Annotated in this window: 17 protein-coding genes; 6 read left to right on the top strand and 11 right to left on the bottom strand. The window is 59.7% G+C overall.

Annotated elements, in window-relative coordinates; all coding sequences use genetic code 11:
• The first annotated feature begins 28 nt into the window (after positions 1–28).
• The 4 genes from recJ (at position 29) to ACSQ36_RS05770 (ending at position 5,878) form a co-directional block, all read left to right on the top strand.
• Positions 29–1,735, top strand: coding sequence for a single-stranded-DNA-specific exonuclease RecJ (gene recJ / locus ACSQ36_RS05785; RefSeq protein ID WP_436181198.1), 1,707 nt, complete (start codon positions 29–31; stop codon positions 1,733–1,735).
• Positions 1,736–1,888: 153 nt separating this feature from the next.
• A protein-coding gene (gene prfB, locus ACSQ36_RS05780; RefSeq protein WP_436181197.1) for a peptide chain release factor 2 occupies positions 1,889–2,993 on the top strand; the annotation gives its coding sequence in 2 pieces (ribosomal slippage) (positions 1,889–1,969 and positions 1,971–2,993; 1,104 coding nt in all).
• 267 nt (positions 2,994–3,260) lie between these two features.
• On the top strand, positions 3,261–4,787 hold the full coding sequence (lysS, locus tag ACSQ36_RS05775; protein WP_436181196.1) for a lysine--tRNA ligase: 1,527 nt from the start codon (positions 3,261–3,263) through the stop codon (positions 4,785–4,787).
• Positions 4,788–5,104: 317 nt separating this feature from the next.
• Positions 5,105–5,878: a glycine zipper 2TM domain-containing protein gene (locus ACSQ36_RS05770; protein WP_436181195.1), complete on the top strand. Its 774-nt coding sequence runs from the start codon at positions 5,105–5,107 to the stop codon at positions 5,876–5,878.
• Positions 5,879–5,990: 112 nt separating this feature from the next.
• Here the strand turns inward: ACSQ36_RS05770 and iscX are convergent, their stop codons facing one another.
• The 10 genes from iscX to ACSQ36_RS05720 form a co-directional block, all read right to left on the bottom strand.
• Positions 5,991–6,188, bottom strand: coding sequence for a Fe-S cluster assembly protein IscX (gene iscX / locus ACSQ36_RS05765; RefSeq protein WP_213763309.1), 198 nt, complete (start codon positions 6,186–6,188; stop codon positions 5,991–5,993).
• 36 nt (positions 6,189–6,224) lie between these two features.
• Complete coding sequence (gene fdx, locus ACSQ36_RS05760; protein WP_060816902.1) at positions 6,225–6,566, bottom strand: ISC system 2Fe-2S type ferredoxin; 342 nt, start codon at positions 6,564–6,566, stop codon at positions 6,225–6,227.
• Positions 6,567–6,620: 54 nt separating this feature from the next.
• Positions 6,621–8,486, bottom strand: a complete 1,866-nt coding sequence (gene hscA, locus ACSQ36_RS05755) for a Fe-S protein assembly chaperone HscA (protein ID WP_436181194.1) — start codon at positions 8,484–8,486, stop codon at positions 6,621–6,623.
• Positions 8,487–8,537: 51 nt separating this feature from the next.
• A complete protein-coding gene (gene hscB, locus ACSQ36_RS05750) occupies positions 8,538–9,062 on the bottom strand; it encodes a Fe-S protein assembly co-chaperone HscB (RefSeq protein ID WP_436181193.1) in 525 nt (174 codons plus the stop codon).
• 112 nt (positions 9,063–9,174) lie between these two features.
• A complete protein-coding gene (gene iscA, locus ACSQ36_RS05745) occupies positions 9,175–9,498 on the bottom strand; it encodes an iron-sulfur cluster assembly protein IscA (RefSeq protein WP_213763315.1) in 324 nt (107 codons plus the stop codon).
• Between the two features lie 163 nt (positions 9,499–9,661).
• Entirely contained in the window at positions 9,662–10,090 is a 429-nt protein-coding gene (gene iscU, locus ACSQ36_RS05740) for a Fe-S cluster assembly scaffold IscU (protein ID WP_213763317.1), read from the bottom strand.
• A gap of 80 nt (positions 10,091–10,170) precedes the next feature.
• Positions 10,171–11,394: an IscS subfamily cysteine desulfurase gene (locus ACSQ36_RS05735; RefSeq protein WP_213763319.1), complete on the bottom strand. Its 1,224-nt coding sequence runs from the start codon at positions 11,392–11,394 to the stop codon at positions 10,171–10,173.
• 88 nt (positions 11,395–11,482) lie between these two features.
• Complete coding sequence (gene iscR / locus ACSQ36_RS05730; RefSeq protein ID WP_213763320.1) at positions 11,483–12,010, bottom strand: Fe-S cluster assembly transcriptional regulator IscR; 528 nt, start codon at positions 12,008–12,010, stop codon at positions 11,483–11,485.
• A 149-nt stretch (positions 12,011–12,159) separates the two neighbouring features.
• Positions 12,160–12,642, bottom strand: coding sequence for a low molecular weight protein-tyrosine-phosphatase (locus tag ACSQ36_RS05725; protein ID WP_436181192.1), 483 nt, complete (start codon positions 12,640–12,642; stop codon positions 12,160–12,162).
• Positions 12,643–12,793: 151 nt separating this feature from the next.
• Positions 12,794–13,036, bottom strand: a complete 243-nt coding sequence (locus tag ACSQ36_RS05720) for a hypothetical protein (protein ID WP_436181191.1) — start codon at positions 13,034–13,036, stop codon at positions 12,794–12,796.
• A 279-nt stretch (positions 13,037–13,315) separates the two neighbouring features.
• Here ACSQ36_RS05720 and ACSQ36_RS05715 point away from each other — a divergent pair, with 279 nt between their 5' ends.
• The gene (locus ACSQ36_RS05715) at positions 13,316–13,870 is read left to right on the top strand and encodes a hypothetical protein (protein ID WP_436181190.1); all 555 of its coding nucleotides are present in this window, start codon (positions 13,316–13,318) and stop codon (positions 13,868–13,870) included.
• 185 nt (positions 13,871–14,055) lie between these two features.
• The gene (locus ACSQ36_RS05710; RefSeq protein ID WP_213763326.1) at positions 14,056–14,853 is read left to right on the top strand and encodes an IclR family transcriptional regulator; all 798 of its coding nucleotides are present in this window, start codon (positions 14,056–14,058) and stop codon (positions 14,851–14,853) included.
• Between the two features lie 105 nt (positions 14,854–14,958).
• Here the strand turns inward: ACSQ36_RS05710 and pbpG are convergent, their stop codons facing one another.
• A complete protein-coding gene (gene pbpG / locus ACSQ36_RS05705; RefSeq protein WP_436181189.1) occupies positions 14,959–16,158 on the bottom strand; it encodes a D-alanyl-D-alanine endopeptidase in 1,200 nt (399 codons plus the stop codon).
• Positions 16,159–16,566 lie beyond the last annotated feature (408 nt).

Below are 16,566 nucleotides of genomic sequence, written 5' to 3'. Positions count from 1 at the left end.
TGAAAAGAATCCTCACCGGCCTGTCCGCATGACCCGAATCGTCACCCGCGCACCCTCTCCCGCCGATGCCGCCGTCCTCGTGCGGCATGGCGTTCATCCTGTCATTGCGCGTCTGTATGCATCGCGTGGCGTGTGTTCGCCGGAAGAGATCGAGACCGAACTCAAGAAATTGCACGCGCCCGTCGGGCTGAAAGGTTGCGATGAAGCCGCCGCCGTACTCGCCGACGCGCTCGCGGCGAAGCGACGCATGCTGGTCGTCGCCGACTACGATTGCGACGGCGCCACCGCTTGCGCCGTTGCCGTGCGCGGCTTGCGGATGTTCGGCGCGCAGATCGATTACCTGGTGCCGAACCGGTTCGAATACGGCTATGGCCTGACGCCTGAAATTGTCGCGCTGGCCGCGAGCCGCGCGGGCGGGAAGCCGGATCTGTTGATTACCGTGGACAATGGCATCGCAAGCGTGGATGGCGTCGAGGCTGCGAATGCGTTGGGTATCGACGTGCTGGTGACCGATCACCACCTACCCGGCGATGAACTGCCGCCCGCGCGCGCCATCGTCAATCCGAACCAGCCGGGCTGTGCGTTTCCGAGTAAATGCATCGCGGGCGTGGGGGTCATTTTCTATGTGCTGCTCGCATTGCGGGCGGAGCTGCGTCGTCGCAATGCTTTCACCACCGACGCGCCTGAACCGCGTCTGGACGGCCTGCTCGATCTGGTTGCGCTCGGCACGGTCGCGGACGTCGTGAAGCTCGATCCGAACAACCGGATCCTGGTCGCGCAGGGCCTGAAGCGGATTCGCGCCGGACGAATGCAACCGGGCATCGCGGCGCTGCTTCGCGCGGCTGCACGCGATGCGCGCGCAGCGTCGGGATTCGATCTCGGTTTTGCGCTTGGGCCGAGGCTGAACGCGGCGGGACGGTTATCGGATATGTCGCTTGGGATTGAATGCCTGATCACCGATGACATCGGCCGCGCATGGGAACTCGCGCAGCAACTGGATTCGATCAATCGCGAGCGGCGTGAAATCGAAGCCGGGATGCAGGAACAGGCGCTTGAGGAACTTGCCAATATCGATCCTTCGGATTCAGCCACGTTGACGCTGTTTAATCCGGCGTGGCATCAGGGCGTGATCGGGATTGTCGCGGGGCGGCTGAAGGAGAAGTTTCACCGGCCATCGTTCACATTTGCTCATGCCGATGACAGCGGGGTTTTATCGAAGGGATCGGGGCGCTCGATTCCGGGGTTTCATCTGCGCGATGCGGTCGACCTGATTTCCAAGCGCGAGCCTGGGATGATCGTGAAATTCGGCGGCCACGCAATGGCGGCGGGGATGACCATTGTTACCGCTGACATCGCACGGTTTACCGCGGCGTTTGAAGCCGTCGGGCGCGAGTGGTTGACGTCCGACGCCCTGTCGCGGGTGGTCGAAACCGACGGCGAACTCGAGGACGCTTATTTCACGCCGCAGTTTGTTGAATTGATCGATGGCGCGGTGTGGGGGCAAGGCTTTCCGGCGCCCGTGTTTTCCGGGGAGTTTGAAGTGGCGTCCCAGGCGCTGGTCAAGGACAAGCATTTGAAGCTGCAATTGCGGCGCGGGCAGCAGCGGTTCAACGCTATCTGGTTTAATCACACGGAAACGCTGCCGGCACGCGCCGTCGTGGCGTACCGGCTCGTTTCCGATACCTGGAATGGAGTCGCGCGGGTCCAGATGATCGTGGAACATGCGCTGGGGTAAGGCGCAGTCCGGCCTGGACCACTCATGCCGCCTCCCGCCATCCGTGCGAACGGACCACGCGCTCTCCCGCGCTGGCGGCCTTTGGCGTCCAGCAGGCACCCCGTCCTAAGCTATAATTTCCCTCTTAGCCAAAAAACCTGAAAACGATCAAAAATGGAAGCGGAACGTCTAAACGCAATCGAGAACCTCCTCGCCGACCTGCGCCGTCGCGCTGGCGAGCTCCGGGGGTATCTTTGACTACGACGCCAAGGCCCTGCGTCTTGACGAAGTCAACCGGGTACTAGAAGACCCGAACGTCTGGAACGACTCGAAAAACGCCCAGGCCCTGGGCCGCGAGAAAAAGCTGCTGGACAACGTCGTCACCACCATCACGGACCTCGATAACGATCTTCGCGACACGCAAGACCTCTTCGACATGGCCCGCGAAGAAAACGACGAAGACACGCTCGTCTCATGCGAAGCGGACACGGCAGCGCTCGAAAAACGCGTCGAAGACATGGAATTCCGCCGGATGTTCTCGAACCCGGCCGACCCGAACAACTGCTTCATCGATATCCAGGCCGGCGCTGGCGGCACGGAAGCGTGCGACTGGGCCGCAATGCTGATGCGCCAGTACCTTCGCTACTGCGAACGCAAAGGCTTCAAGACCGAAGTTCTCGAAGAATCCGACGGTGACGTGGCCGGTATCAAGAGCGCGACCATCAAGGTTGAAGGCGAATACGCGTACGGCTTCCTGCGCACCGAAACGGGCGTTCATCGGCTGGTACGCAAATCGCCCTTCGACTCATCGGGCGGACGCCATACGTCGTTTTCATCGATCTTCGTGTATCCGGAAGTCGACGATTCCATCGAAATCGATATCAATCCGGCCGACATTCGTACCGACACGTATCGCGCATCGGGCGCCGGCGGCCAGCACATCAACAAGACCGATTCGGCCGTGCGCCTGACTCACGCGCCCACCGGGATTGTCGTGCAATGCCAGAACGACCGGTCGCAGCACCGTAACCGCGCCGAAGCCATGCAGATGCTGAAAGCGAAGTTGTACGAGTTCGAAATGCGCAAGCGTCAGGTCGAGAAAGACAACCTGGAAAACAGCAAGACCGACGTGGGCTGGGGTCACCAGATCCGCTCGTACGTGCTCGATAACAGCCGCATCAAGGACTTGCGCACGAACGTGGAAATCAGCAACACGAAAGCCGTGCTGGACGGCGACCTGGACGACTTCATCGGCGCGAGTCTTAAACAGGGCGTATAAGCAGAACTCGAGCAAAAGTCGAGCAGAACTTGAGCAAATGGCGCGGCTTCAGTAACACGCCGCCGCGCCAACCGCGTCGTCTCGACGTTGCTTCGTTCACGGCAATCCATCGCAGCATTGCATCGCTAATATTTGCGACCATCCGTGTGCCTGTGTTCCTGCGCTGTGTTTCAACCTTGTCATTCACGCGGTGAAACGCAAACAACCTGGACGCAGCATCAGGCCCACGACCAAGCCGCATTCTTCGCACTCAAAGCCAAACACATCATGACCGAACCGACTCAGCCGGGCGCAGCTCCCGAACTGGAAGAAAACCAGATCCTCGCCGAGCGTCGCGACAAACTGCGTGCGCTGCGTGAGCAAGGAATCGCATTTCCGAACGATTTCCGGCCGACACACCAAGCCGCCGCGCTGCAATCCGACTACGCCGATAAAGACAAGGAAGCGCTCGAAGCCGAGCCGCTGCAAGTCGCGGTCGCGGGCCGGATGATGTTGAAACGCGTGATGGGCAAGGCCAGTTTTGCGACGGTGCAAGACGGCAGCGGCCAGATCCAGTTCTTCATCACGCCCGCCGACGTCGGCCAGGAAGTCTACGACGCGTTCAAGAAGTGGGACCTGGGCGACATCATCGCGACGAAGGGTGTTTTGTTCCGCACGAACAAGGGCGAGTTGTCGGTGCGTTGCACGGAACTGCGCCTGCTGACCAAAGCGCTGCGCCCTCTTCCCGATAAATTCCACGGCCTCGCCGATCAGGAAATGCGCTATCGCCAGCGTTATGTCGACCTGATCGTGACGCCGGAAACGCGCCAGACGTTTATTGCGCGCACGAAAGCGTTCGCGTCGATCCGCAGCTTCATGGCGAAGGCGGATTTCATGGAAGTGGAAACGCCGATGCTGCACCCGATTCCCGGCGGTGCCGCAGCGAAGCCGTTCGTCACGCATCACAACGCGCTCGACATGCAGATGTTCCTGCGTATCGCGCCGGAACTGTATTTGAAGCGCCTGGTTGTCGGTGGCTTCGAACGCGTGTTCGAAATCAACCGGAATTTCCGTAACGAAGGCGTGTCACCGCGACACAACCCCGAGTTCACGATGATGGAGTTCTACGCCGCGTACACGGACTACACGTGGATGATGGACTTCACCGAAGCGCTGATCCGTCAGGCGGCCATCGATGCGCACGGCAACGCGAACATCGTGTATCAAGGGCGTGAACTGGACTTGTCGAAGCCGTTCCATCGGTTGACGATCTGCGAAGCGATCCAGAAATACGCGCCGCAATACACGAACGAACAACTCGCCGATGCCGCGTTCCTGCGCACCGAGTTGAAGAAGTTCGGTGTCGATGCATCGCAACCGCAGTTTCTGAACGCGGGCGTCGGTTCGTTGCAACTCGCGTTGTTCGAGGAAACGGCCGAATCGCAATTGTGGGAGCCGACGTTTATTGTCGACTATCCGCTGGAAGTCTCGCCGTTGGCGCGGGCATCGGACACGGCTCCGGGCATTACGGAACGCTTCGAGTTGTTCATTGTGGGGCGTGAGATTGCGAACGGTTTCTCGGAGCTGAACGATCCGGAAGATCAGGCAGCGCGATTCCAGAAACAAGTCGACCAGAAAGATGCCGGCGACGAGGAAGCCATGTTCTACGACGCCGACTACATTCGCGCGCTGGAGCACGGCATGCCGCCGACGGGCGGCTGCGGAATCGGTATCGACCGGCTGGTCATGCTGCTGACCGATAGCCCAAGCATTCGCGACGTGATCCTGTTTCCGCATTTGCGTCGCGAAGACTGAGCGCACGCAATGACGGCAAGTTTGTAAAAAAGGCGCGAAAGCGCCTTTTTTTCGTCCTGAAGAATGGCTGGATTTGTAACTTTCGGTAAAAACCTCCATCCAAGACTACCGCTTGACGCCGGCTTTATCTGGAAAACCCTTATAAAACAAAGCCATCCGGCACATCTTCAATCCGGTGCGTTTCTTGCGTCTGATGGATACCTGGAAACGTTACAAATTGACAAACCTTACGCTTCAGATTGTTCGACACTGCTTTCGTGAATGAGCAACGTCACACCCGGTAATGCCACACTCTGCCTTGAGACGGAGGTCCAAAAATGGATAACAGCAACAACATGACCACATCGAATTCACCGAATCCCGACGCGCCACGCGACCGCAAGATTCATCCGCTGGTGGCAACCGCCGCGGGCGCGGTGATCATTGCCAGTCTCGCTGCCACGGCAGCAGTCACCGGACTGTTCCCGAAAGCATCGAGTACGTCCCCGACCAACGACCAGACCCAGGCCGCGCAAGTTGCGACGCAACCTGCCGTGACGCAACCCGCTGAGCCCACTGCTGCTCAGCAACAGCAGGCGCAGCAGGACCAGCTTGCTCAACAGCAAGCTCAGCAGCGCGCGGCGGCCCAAGCGGCAGCCCAAGCGGCAGCCCAGCAGCAACAACAGCAACAGCCGGCACCTCCTCAGATGGCACAGCAGCAGCCTGTCCCTGCGCAGCAGCCTAACTACGCGCAGCAGCAACCCGCTCAACCCGCCTATTGCTCGACGTGCGGTACGGTGGAAGCGATCTCGGCCGTACGGCATGAAGGTCAGGGAACCGGCATTGGTGCGGTGGGCGGCGCGGTCGCGGGCGGTCTTATCGGGAATCAGTTCGGACGCGGAGGCGGTCGAACCGGCATGACGATTCTCGGCGCGCTCGGCGGTGGCCTGGGCGGCAATGCGGTCGAAAAACATCTGCGCAGCGAAACCGATTATTCGGTACGCGTGCGGATGGAAAGCGGCAAGACGCGTTACTTCACGTATCGCCAAGCGCCGCCGTTCAGTCAAGGGCAACGCGTGCGGATTGAAAACGGCACGCTGGCTGCGGGCTGATTTGTAGCCGGAAATTTCAGAAACGAAGCCACAAAAGCAAAACGGCGATTCCCGATGGAATCGCCGTTTTGCCCTGTCCGCAGCGTTTGCGGTTCGAGAAAACCAACCGGATTCAATAATCCGCGTCTTCAATCCACGCCGCCTGGATCGCTTCGAGAATCTTCTCGTTGGACCTTGCAGGGTCGTCGTCGAAGCCCGGAAGCTCTGTCACCCAGCGATGCAAATCCGTAAATCGCACGAATTGCGGATCGACGTTCTGATGCGCGTCGGTCAGTGCCATCGCGATATCCTGCGTGTCTGTCCACTTCATGGCGAGCGCTCCTGTCTCGTGGCCGCTGATTTAAGTTCAGTGATTCTCTTTGGCGTGATTGATGGTGTAGCGCGGGATCTCGACAACCAGATCCTCGTCCGCCGGCGCCATCGCCTGACATGATAACCGCGACGTCGGCTCAAGTCCCCAGGCCTTGTCGAGCAAATCGTCCTCGTCTTCCTCCGACGGCACAAGCGCGTTGAAACCCTCGCGAATGATCACGTGACACGTCGTGCACGCGCACGATTTTTCGCACGCATGTTCAATCTCGATGCCGTTGTCCAGCAAGTTGTCGCAAATGCTCTTCGACGTATCCGCGTCGATCACAGCGCCGTCAGGACACAATTCCACGTGGGGTAATACTACGATCTGAGGCATGAATTTCTTTCCGTTCTTTGTACGTGAGAGGCTCGGCGCGTCCTCGGCTAATAGTCAGACTTCGTCGAGCCTGCGGCCGGCGAGCGCGCGGCGAATGCTCTTGTTCATGCGGCGGGCAGCGAATTCATCGGTGGCGGCGGCAAGCTCTTTCGTCGCCGTTTCGATGGCGTCAACGCTGTCCCCGCCCGTGACCGCCGCGAGCTTGACGATCAGCGCTTCAATGTTGACCCGCTCCGCTTCGTCCAGCAGTTCACCGTCCACGCCGAGCGCCGCCTGCGATGCTTCCACGAGCCGTTGCGCGTCGACCTGAGCCTCACGCAACGCACGGGCGCGCATGTCGACTTCGGCGGTCGTGAAGCTTTCTTCCAGCATGCGCGCGACGTCGTCATCGGCGAGACCGTAGGATGGCTTCACCACCACCGACGCCTCCACGCCCGACAATTGCTCGCGCGCGAACACGGATAACAACCCGTCCGCGTCGACCTGATAGGTCACGCGAATGCGTGCAGCACCGGCGGCCATGGCGGGAATGCCCCTTAACTCGAAGCGCGCGAGCGAACGGCAGTCCGAGACCAGCTCGCGCTCGCCTTGCACGACGTGGATTGCCATCGCCGTCTGGCCGTCTTTGAAGGTCGTGAAATCCTGCGCGCGTGCGACCGGAATGGTCGAGTTGCGCGGAATGATCTTCTCGGTCAATCCGCCCATGGTCTCAACGCCGAGCGACAGCGGAATGACATCGAGCAGCAGCCAGTCATCGCCTTCTCCGCGACGATTTCCCGCGAGCAGATCCGCCTGGATGGCGGCACCGAGCGCCACGACCTGATCCGGATCGAGATTGGTCAGCGGCGGCTGGCCGAAGTAGGTTTGCACCGCGCGGCGGATCACCGGCATGCGCGTGGCGCCGCCAACGAGCACCACACCCTTGATCTCGGCGGGCGCGACCTTGGCGTCGCGCAAGGCCTTGCGCGTGGGGGTCAAAGTGCGGGCGACCAGTGCGTCAGTCAGCGTAGCGAAGTCGCTTTCGGTGACAGTGAAATCGATTTGCTTGCCATCGGACAACATGGCTTGAATGGTGGCCTCAGGCGCGTCGGACAGCGCTTCCTTAGCCGTTCGCACGCGATCCAGCAGCAGACGCACGTCTTCCGGCGTAGCGGGCGTTACCTTGGATTTCACCAGCACATGCCGATACAGCATCGCATCGAAATCGTCGCCGCCGAGCGCTGAATCGCCGCCCGCTGCGAGCACTTCGAACACGCCCTTGGTGAGCTTGAGAATCGACAGATCGAAGGTCCCGCCGCCCAGGTCATACACGGCGTACAAACCTTCCGATGCATTGTCCAGCCCGTACGCAATCGCCGCGGCGGTCGGTTCGTTCAGGAGGCGCAGCACGTTCAAACCGGCGAGTTTCGCGGCGTCTTTCGTGGCTTGCCGCTGGGCTTCGTCAAAGTAAGCAGGAACCGTGATCACCGCGCCGACCAGCTCGTCGGCAAGCGTGTCTTCCGCGCGATATCGCAGCGTCGCCAGAATTTCCGCCGATACTTCCACCGGACTTTTCACGCCATCGACGGTGCGAATCTGCACCATGCCCGGCGCATCGACGAAATCGTACGGCGCGTTTTCCGCCCCTTCCACTTCGCTTTTGCCGCGGCCCATGAAGCGCTTCACCGACACAATGGTATTGCGCGGATCGAGCGCCGCTTCTTCCTTCGCCACGCGGCCGATCCGCCGGCCGCCCTTCTCCAGATACCGGACCACCGACGGCAGCAGGTAATGGCCGTCTTCGTCGGGCAGCACTTCGGCCACGCTGTTGCGCACGGCGGCAACCAGCGAATTGGTCGTACCAAGGTCGATACCCACAGCTACCCGCCGCTGATGCGGCGCCGGAGCCATGCCGGGTTCTGAAATTTGCAGTAAAGCCATCGTTGATCTAGTGGGGGTTGGTGTCGTCTGGTTTTATATATGGCGTCAGGCTCAGTCGAGCTTCTCGATCTGCACGCCGATCTCGCTCGCCACGCGCTCAATAAACATCAGCTGGCGCACGGCTTCGCTCGCCGCCTGGTCGGAATGGCTGTCGATCAGCGCCGCCAGTTTTTCGAAGCGGATACGTTCCTGATCGCGCAACTCACGGAGCAAGTCTTCGAGCGCGCCAAGGTTCCTGGCGTGGGCCGCGTCCTCTATGTTTTCGCGCCATTCCATTTGCTGCATCAGGAAGGCCGGTTCCATCGCGGTGTTGTTCTCCGCGTCGGCATGCACGCCGCGCAGCGACAACATATACGTTGCCCGCTTTAGCGGATCGCGCAACGTCTGATACGCCTCGTTCGCCCGCGTGGCCCACTGCATCGCGACGCGTTTCTGCGCGTCGCCAGCGGCCGCAAAACGATCGGGATGAACCTGCGCCTGCACCGTCCGATACGCGTCGTCGAGTGTTTTTGCATCGATGGCGTAGGTCGGCGGGAGGTCAAACAGATCGAAGTGACTGTCGTTGAGCGTTGCCATGTTGAAAATGAGTGAAAGATCAGCGGAAAGCAGGGCTAAGAGAGACTTCTAAACCGGCGGCATTAAAGAAAAAGGCGGCACGCGCCGCCTCTTTTGCTGTTCTTGCGCCGCGCTATACGCGAAACGATTCGCCGCAACCGCACTCGTCTTTCACGTTCGGGTTATTGAACTTGAACCCTTCGTTCAGCCCTTCGCGCGCGAAATCCAGCTCGGTCCCGTCGATATAAGCCAGGCTCTTCGGATCGACAATGATCTTCACGCCGCTCGACTCGAACACCTGGTCTTCCGGCGCAAGTTCGTCCACATACTCGAGCTTGTAAGCGAGGCCCGAGCAGCCGGTTGTGCGCACGCCGACGCGCAGGCCAACGCCCTTGCCGCGTCGAACCAGATACTTCTGCACGTGTTGTGCTGCCTTGTCCGTCAACGTGATTGCCATAGTCTCTCATCAGCAGCCGCTCGCCCGGAGTCAATCGCTTCTCCGGCCGCCACGCTGCAGCCTTGCTTTGAATCGAAAACCAGAGCGCCTGAAGTCAACTGATCGACTAACTGATCACCCAAGCGCCCTTCCCGAAACCTGATTGCTGATTACTACCTACCGCTTAAGCCGCGTGTTGCTTTGCTTCAACCGGAGCAGCTTCCACCGTGCCCGCACCATGACGTTGCTTGTAGTCGGCAACGGCGGCCTTGATTGCGTCTTCGGCCAGGATCGAACAGTGAATCTTTACCGGCGGCAGTGCCAGTTCTTCGGCGATGTGCGTGTTCTTGATCTCCAGCGCCTGATCCAGCGTCTTGCCCTTCACCCACTCAGTCACGAGCGAGCTGGAAGCAATAGCCGAACCGCAGCCGTATGTCTTGAACTTCGCATCCTCGATCACGCCGTCCGCGCCCACGCGGATCTGCAGCTTCATCACGTCGCCACATGCCGGCGCGCCGACCATGCCGGTGCCGACGGTGTCATCGTCCTTGCCGAACGAACCGACATTGCGCGGGTTTTCGTAATGGTCCAGAACCTTGTCGCTATAAGCCATGATCAACTCCTTGAATTCGTATGCGTGTGCGTTCTAACATGAGCGCAAATGAGCCGCCGTCAAAGCGGCCAGACAAGCGCTTAATGCGCAGCCCACTGGATCGACGAAATGTCGATACCGTCCTTATGCATTTCCCAAAGCGGCGACAGATCGCGCAATTTCTGAATCTTGCCCTTGAGCAAGTTAATCACGTAATCCACGTCCTGCTCGGTCGTGAAGCGGCCAACCGTAAAACGGATCGAGCTATGCGCGAGCTCGTCGTTGCGGCCAAGCGCCCGCAACACATAAGACGGTTCCAACGAAGCCGACGTACATGCCGAACCCGACGATACCGCCACGTCCTTCACCGCCATGATCAACGATTCGCCTTCCACGAAGTTGAAGCTGATGTTGAGGTTATGCGGCACACGGGTTTCCATGTCGCCATTCACATACACCTCTTCCATCTCCTTCAAGCCGTTCAGCAAGCGGTCACGCAACATGCGGATGCGCTCGTTTTCAACGGCCATTTCTTCGCGCGCGATCCGGAACGCCTCGCCCATGCCGACGATCTGATGCGTGGCCAGCGTGCCCGAGCGCATACCGCGCTCGTGACCGCCGCCGTGCATTTGCGCTTCAATACGGATACGCGGCTTGCGACGCACGAACAACGCGCCGATACCCTTCGGGCCGTACGTCTTGTGCGCCGAAAACGACATCAGGTCGACCTTCTGCTTTTGCAGATCGATCTCAATCTTGCCGGTCGCTTGCGCTGCATCTACGTGAAATATGATGCCCTTTGCACGCGTGATCTCGCCGATCGCCGCCACGTCCTGGATCACGCCAATCTCGTTGTTCACGCTCATCACGGAAACCAGGATGGTGTCCGGACGGATGGCTGCCTGAAACTTGTCCAGGTCGAGCAAACCGTCGTCCTTCACATCCAGGTAGGTGACTTCGAAACCTTCGCGTTCGAGTTCACGGCAGGTATCGAGCACGGCCTTGTGCTCGGTCTTCACCGTGATGATGTGCTTGCCCTTGCTCTTGTAGAAATGCGCCGCGCCCTTGATGGCGAGGTTGTCCGATTCGGTGGCGCCCGACGTCCAGATGATTTCGCGCGGGTCGCAATTGACCAGCTTCGCGACGTTCTCGCGCGCTTCCTCGACAGCCCGCTCCGCGTCCCAGCCGTATTGGTGGCTACGCGATGCCGGATTGCCGAACTGCTCGCGCAGATACGGAATCATCTTGTCCACCACGCGCGGATCGACCGGGGTCGTTGCGCTGTAGTCCATGTAAATGGGCAGGTGGGGAATGTCGTTGTTCATCAGTTGCTCCGGGGATATGACTCAATTGGCTCGTTCAAGGCGAGACGGCCGCGTCATTGAATAGATACTCAAATAAACGCGGCAGCCGTCAGCCGGCCAGGTTGAAAACGGAATTCGGTCCTTTCGGCGCCACGCGCACCGGTTCCACGCCCGCCGATTCGGTACGCCGGTCGCGCAATACCGCTGGCGATCCTTCGCGTGCGCGCTGCTGGTCGACGAGATCTTTCAGCGAGACCGAGTCGAGATACTCGACCATCTTCTGATTGAGCGTGGACCAGAGTTCGTGGGTCATGCAGTGGCCGTCGTGCTGCTTGGTGCCTTCGCAAGCACCCTTGCCACCGCATTGCGTGGCGTCGATAGGCTCGTCCACCGCAATAATGATGTCCGCGACCGTGACGTTCTCGGCACGGCGCGCCAGATTGTATCCACCGCCCGGACCGCGCACCGACTCGACAATCTCGTGCCGGCGCAACTTGCCGAACAACTGTTCGAGATAGGACAACGAGATATGCTGGCGCTGGCTGATTCCTGCCAGCGTCACCGGGCCCTGCTCCTGGCGTAAAGCCAGGTCGATCATCGCCGTGACGGCGAAACGGCCTTTCGTGGTGAGTCTCATAGTTTGTAAGCTACCGGGGGCTACGGCTAATACTGGATGATTTTGGTCAAGTATAAATAGCCTACGGATTTAGTCAAGTATCTACAGGCATTTTCTTAGGAATTTGCTGAGAATATTGCACCGATTGAAACCTGCTTCCGGGGCCGCGATCAGACCACCAACTGTGTGCGAAGCGCTCGCAGCAAGCCTTCGCAGGCATCCTCGCACTGATCGAGCACGCGTTCAAAACCTTCGTCGCCGCCAAAATACGGGTCGACGACCACGCGGCTGTCGTCACGGGTTGCGAACTCCATCAGCAACCGGATCTTGTCGCGATACTCCGCCGGACACGCTTCGGTCAGCGCGGCGGCGTTGGCGTCGTCCATCGCGATAAGCAGATCGAACCGCGCGAAATCTTCGCGGCTGACCTGCCGGCCGCGCAACGGTGACAAGTCGTAACCCCGTTTCCGGGCAGCTCGCTGTGCGCGTTCGTCGGGCGGCTGGCCGATATGCCAATCGCCGGTACCGGCGGAATCCACCACGATCTTGTCAGATAGCCTCGCCCGTCCCACCTGATGCAGCATCACCGCTTCGGCGCTCGGCGAACGGCAGATATTGCCCAGGCACACGAAACAGACGGCGATAGTGGTCATCAGATTCCAGGCATCGTTGGCTTGAGCGCGATTTGCAATTCGGCTGCCCCGGGCCGACCGGACGGGTCCGCGCGAAGCAGTCCCGAATTATACAAAAGACGGCGTTTGCACGCCCGAGCGGACTCCCCGCAGCCCTAACAGTCGCCCCTGCTCAGAACGTCCCCGAAATAGCCGTAGCCGACGTCCCATTAGCCTGTCGATATCCATTGCCGGCGTTATCGGACTCGACAAGTCCCAGTGAAATCGCACGCGCGAATTCCGCACTGACACTTGCGGCGCTTTGCGGATGGGGTGCTGCAGCCCCGGCAATCGGGTGGATGGCATGGCAATAGCCAGCGAGTGCGAGTGGCACGAGCATCGCAATGGGCCAGTAGGTCGATATTGTCTTTTTCATTTTCAAACCCCTTCTCAGGTCCTGTGGGCTGACGGGCCCACTTCCAGACAATGAGATTTTAAGGGTTTGCACTTATCCCATAAAGATGCCCCAGCACAAAGCATTGTTGCAGTCCTGTCAACAGCGTATGACATATCGGCGTTGTGTTTGGTGGTTCATGAGCAATTCCTGCCACTGTCACTCTGTCACTGCGGAGATAAAACTTTACAAACTTCTTGCGACATCCTCTCCGCGAAACTGTCAGATACGGTAATTAGTTTAAGGAACGTCTTTCCGCTCATGATGAAACTCACAGTTACAGGCCTGATCCTCGCTTCGTCCGCCTTGGTCGCCGGCTGCGCCGTCTACCCGGACGGCACACCCGCTTACGCGACAGGCGGCGGTTATTCCGCATATCCCGCTTACCCGGGCTCTGCGCCTCCCCCGCCTGGCTACGAAGCCGGTTACGGTTACGGTTATGGCTATGGCGCACCGGTCGTGCAGTCGGGCGTGATCATCGACGGCGGCGGCGGATACTACGGCGGCCCCGGCCCGCGCTATTGGAACGATGGCCCGGGTTATCGCCGCCCGCCTCCTCAGGGTGGCCGGGACGATCGGGGCGGCGACCGTGGTAACCGGGGCGGTAACCGAGGAGACAACGGCGGCGGTGACCGGGGCGGTCATGGCGGGCCGCAAGCGGGTGGACCGCAAGGAGGCAGGCCGCAGCCGCAAGCGGGCAATCCGGGCCGGCCGGCACCCGCACCGCAGGCGCAGCAGTCACGCGGGTCTACGCCGTATGTCGGCCGATCTCTCTGGGGTAAGCAGCCGACGCAACAACCCGAGCATAACCACTAGGCCCTTTGCTCCCCTCACTTGCAGACCAAAGCCGCCCGAAGCCTTTTCAGGTTCCGGGCGGCTTTTCTTTTTGTCTGCAGAAAATCTGGCATGTGACGGCTATCGTGCCGCTGAGCCTTTCGCACTTTTCACAATACGAGATACAATCATTATTCCGCTGTTTGACGTATCAACTGATTTTCTCCATGAGCGATACGAACCCGGAATCCCGAACGTCCATACAGGTGATCGAGCGCATGATGCGCCTGCTCGACGCGCTCGCCGCGCACACCGATCCCGTCAGCCTGAAAGAACTCTCGCAGAGCACGTCGCTGCATCCGTCCACCGCGCATCGCATCCTGAACGACATGGTGACGTGCCGTCTGGTCGATCGATCGGACCCCGGCACGTATCGGCTTGGCATGCGCTTGCTCGAGCTCGGCAATCTGGTCAAGGCGCGGCTCTCGGTGCGCGAAGCCGCGATGCCGCCCATGCGCGAATTGCATCGGCAGACAGGCCAGACGGTCAATCTCTCAGTGCGTCAGGGCGATGAGATCGTCTATATAGAACGGGCATATTCTGAACGCTCCGGCATGCAGGTCGTGCGAGCGATCGGCGGCCGTGCGCCGCTGCATCTGACGTCGGTGGGGAAACTCTTTCTCGCGGCCGACGAATCCGCCCGCGTGCGCGCCTACGCCACGCGAACCGGCCTCTCCGGCCACACGCAGAACAGCATTACGGATATTGGTAAGCTCGAGCGTGAATTGTCCTTCGTGCGCAGCCAGGCGTGCGCCCGCGATAACGAGGAACTGGAACTGGGGGTTCGCTGCATCGCCGCCGGCATCTACGACGATACGGGGCGGCTTGTCGCCGGCCTGTCGCTTTCGGCGCCTGCGGACCGGCTGCAAGACTCATGGCTGAATCAACTGAGCGGCACCGCGCTGGAGATTTCGCGCTCGCTCGGATATCGCCCGGAAGCTACCGCGGATTCGCAGCAGCGCTGATATTTTCCGTGCGAGTACGAAAGATTCGCAACATTCGCAGGCGATAAAAAAAACCGGCCCGATCGAACGATCAGGCCGGTTTTTTAACGTTGGGACTCAAACGATTCAGGTACCACCGCCGCCTGCATCGGCGCTGGTAATATGCGGCTCGCCAGCGGTCTCCAGGAAACCGCGCAAACGGCCGGCATCGGCGAAACGTGAATATTTGCCCGATGAGTCCAGCAAGACCATCACGACCGGACGGCCATGAATGGTCGTCTGCATCACCATGCATTCGCCTGCTTCGTTAATGAAACCGGTCTTCTGCAAGCCGATGTCCCAACTCGGATTCCGGATCAGCGCATTCGTGCTGTTGTAGGCCAGATTGCGCTTGCCGGTAAACACGTCGTAGCTGCGATCGGTCGAGAACTTGCGAATCAACGGATATTGATATGCCGCGTTCACCATCTTCACGAGATCGCGGGCGCTCGAAACGTTCTGGCTCGTCAATCCGGTCGAATTCTCGAAGTGCGTGTCGGTCATGCCGAGCATCTTCGCCTTGGCGTTCATTGCAGCGATAAAACCAGGACGCCCATTCGGGTAATAACGCGACAACGCCGCGGCCGCGCGATTTTCCGATGCCATCAGCGCGATATGCAGCATGTCTTCGCGGTTGAGCTCAGAGCCGACCGAAAGACGCGAACCCGTGAATTTCTCGTAGTCGCGATCTTCGTCCGTCACCGTGATTTCTTCGGTCAGCGGCGCCTTGGAGTCGAGCACGACCATGGCTGTCATCAGCTTCGAAATTGAAGCAATAGGCACGACGGCGCGCGAGTTTTTATCGAAGAGTGTTTCTGCTGTGTTCTGGTCCACCACGTACGCGACGCTTGAGCGCAACGCAAGGCTGTCCGGCGTATCGTGCAGGCCGAACGCCTGGCCAACGGTAGGCGGACGCGGCTGGAACGCCACCGAACGCACCGCGGCACGGCGGCCGTGCGCGTCCATCCGGTAACTGACACGATGCCGCCGCATGGCGCGGGGCGCCTCGTCATCCTGTACCGCAGCGGCTTGAGCGACCTTCACGCCCTTCGCCGCCTTGGCGTTGCGCGCGGCGACTTTCGACGACTTGGCGGTTTTAGCTTGCGGCGCAGCGACTGCCCCTTTGGCCAGCTTCTTGGTGGATTTCGAGGTTGGGGTCTTGGCAAAAGCGTCGACCGGTGCGGCCGCGAAAGACGTCGCGAGCGCCACCGACACGGCGACCGACAGTGCAGTGCGGACTGCAACGCCGTGGATCACCCTGAGCGACGAAAACATTTCGGTTTTCATTAGTGTTCTGTTCTGGACCGGCGAGAGAGTGTCGCCAGTGTAGTAAAGCTTCGAAAAATTAGCAATATTAAGCACTTATCCGCGCTACTTAAACCGGTTTGTAAGACGCGATTTATCGGAGCGAACAAATTCTGAGTTCCGATCGTAAAAAATCATCGCCGATGGCGCAATCGTTTTGACCGCCATACGCCATTGCCAGACATGGGCTATCAGCATCATATCGGCAATAGTTTGTAAAACTTGAGGGAGATTTTTGATCTTGCCCTCAAGGCAAAAATTTCACTGATAGTGTGGACGGCGACAGGAAACGAAGCTTTTCGGCAAGACATGCCGGTTCTCAACGGCATTTCGACCGGTATCGAAAGTTTTTGTTCATACAAACTTTGACGATGTTGATCGATCTCGAAT

The organism is Caballeronia sp. LjRoot34 (assembly GCF_964253815.1).
Classification (GTDB): domain Bacteria; phylum Pseudomonadota; class Gammaproteobacteria; order Burkholderiales; family Burkholderiaceae; genus Caballeronia.
The sequence above is the reverse complement of the archived record's forward strand: the minus strand, read 5'-3'. Positions and strand labels throughout refer to the sequence as shown.

What these genes read in the sequence shown, in the direction of transcription:
- ACSQ36_RS05720 (WP_436181191.1), bottom strand. Translation starts at nt 13,036, where the DNA reads ATGAAAAAGACAATATCGACCTACTGGCCCATTGCGATGCTCGTGCCA.
- pbpG (WP_436181189.1), bottom strand. Translation starts at nt 16,158, where the DNA reads ATGAAAACCGAAATGTTTTCGTCGCTCAGGGTGATCCACGGCGTTGCA.
- ACSQ36_RS05770 (WP_436181195.1), top strand. Translation starts at nt 5,105, where the DNA reads ATGGATAACAGCAACAACATGACCACATCGAATTCACCGAATCCCGAC.
- iscU (WP_213763317.1), bottom strand. Translation starts at nt 10,090, where the DNA reads ATGGCTTATAGCGACAAGGTTCTGGACCATTACGAAAACCCGCGCAAT.
- hscB (WP_436181193.1), bottom strand. Translation starts at nt 9,062, where the DNA reads ATGGCAACGCTCAACGACAGTCACTTCGATCTGTTTGACCTCCCGCCG.
- ACSQ36_RS05715 (WP_436181190.1), top strand. Translation starts at nt 13,316, where the DNA reads ATGATGAAACTCACAGTTACAGGCCTGATCCTCGCTTCGTCCGCCTTG.
- ACSQ36_RS05735 (WP_213763319.1), bottom strand. Translation starts at nt 11,394, where the DNA reads ATGAACAACGACATTCCCCACCTGCCCATTTACATGGACTACAGCGCA.
- recJ (WP_436181198.1), top strand. Translation starts at nt 29, where the DNA reads ATGACCCGAATCGTCACCCGCGCACCCTCTCCCGCCGATGCCGCCGTC.
- ACSQ36_RS05725 (WP_436181192.1), bottom strand. Translation starts at nt 12,642, where the DNA reads ATGACCACTATCGCCGTCTGTTTCGTGTGCCTGGGCAATATCTGCCGT.
- fdx (WP_060816902.1), bottom strand. Translation starts at nt 6,566, where the DNA reads ATGCCTCAGATCGTAGTATTACCCCACGTGGAATTGTGTCCTGACGGC.
- iscA (WP_213763315.1), bottom strand. Translation starts at nt 9,498, where the DNA reads ATGGCAATCACGTTGACGGACAAGGCAGCACAACACGTGCAGAAGTAT.
- ACSQ36_RS05710 (WP_213763326.1), top strand. Translation starts at nt 14,056, where the DNA reads ATGAGCGATACGAACCCGGAATCCCGAACGTCCATACAGGTGATCGAG.
- hscA (WP_436181194.1), bottom strand. Translation starts at nt 8,486, where the DNA reads ATGGCTTTACTGCAAATTTCAGAACCCGGCATGGCTCCGGCGCCGCAT.
- iscR (WP_213763320.1), bottom strand. Translation starts at nt 12,010, where the DNA reads ATGAGACTCACCACGAAAGGCCGTTTCGCCGTCACGGCGATGATCGAC.
- lysS (WP_436181196.1), top strand. Translation starts at nt 3,261, where the DNA reads ATGACCGAACCGACTCAGCCGGGCGCAGCTCCCGAACTGGAAGAAAAC.
- iscX (WP_213763309.1), bottom strand. Translation starts at nt 6,188, where the DNA reads ATGAAGTGGACAGACACGCAGGATATCGCGATGGCACTGACCGACGCG.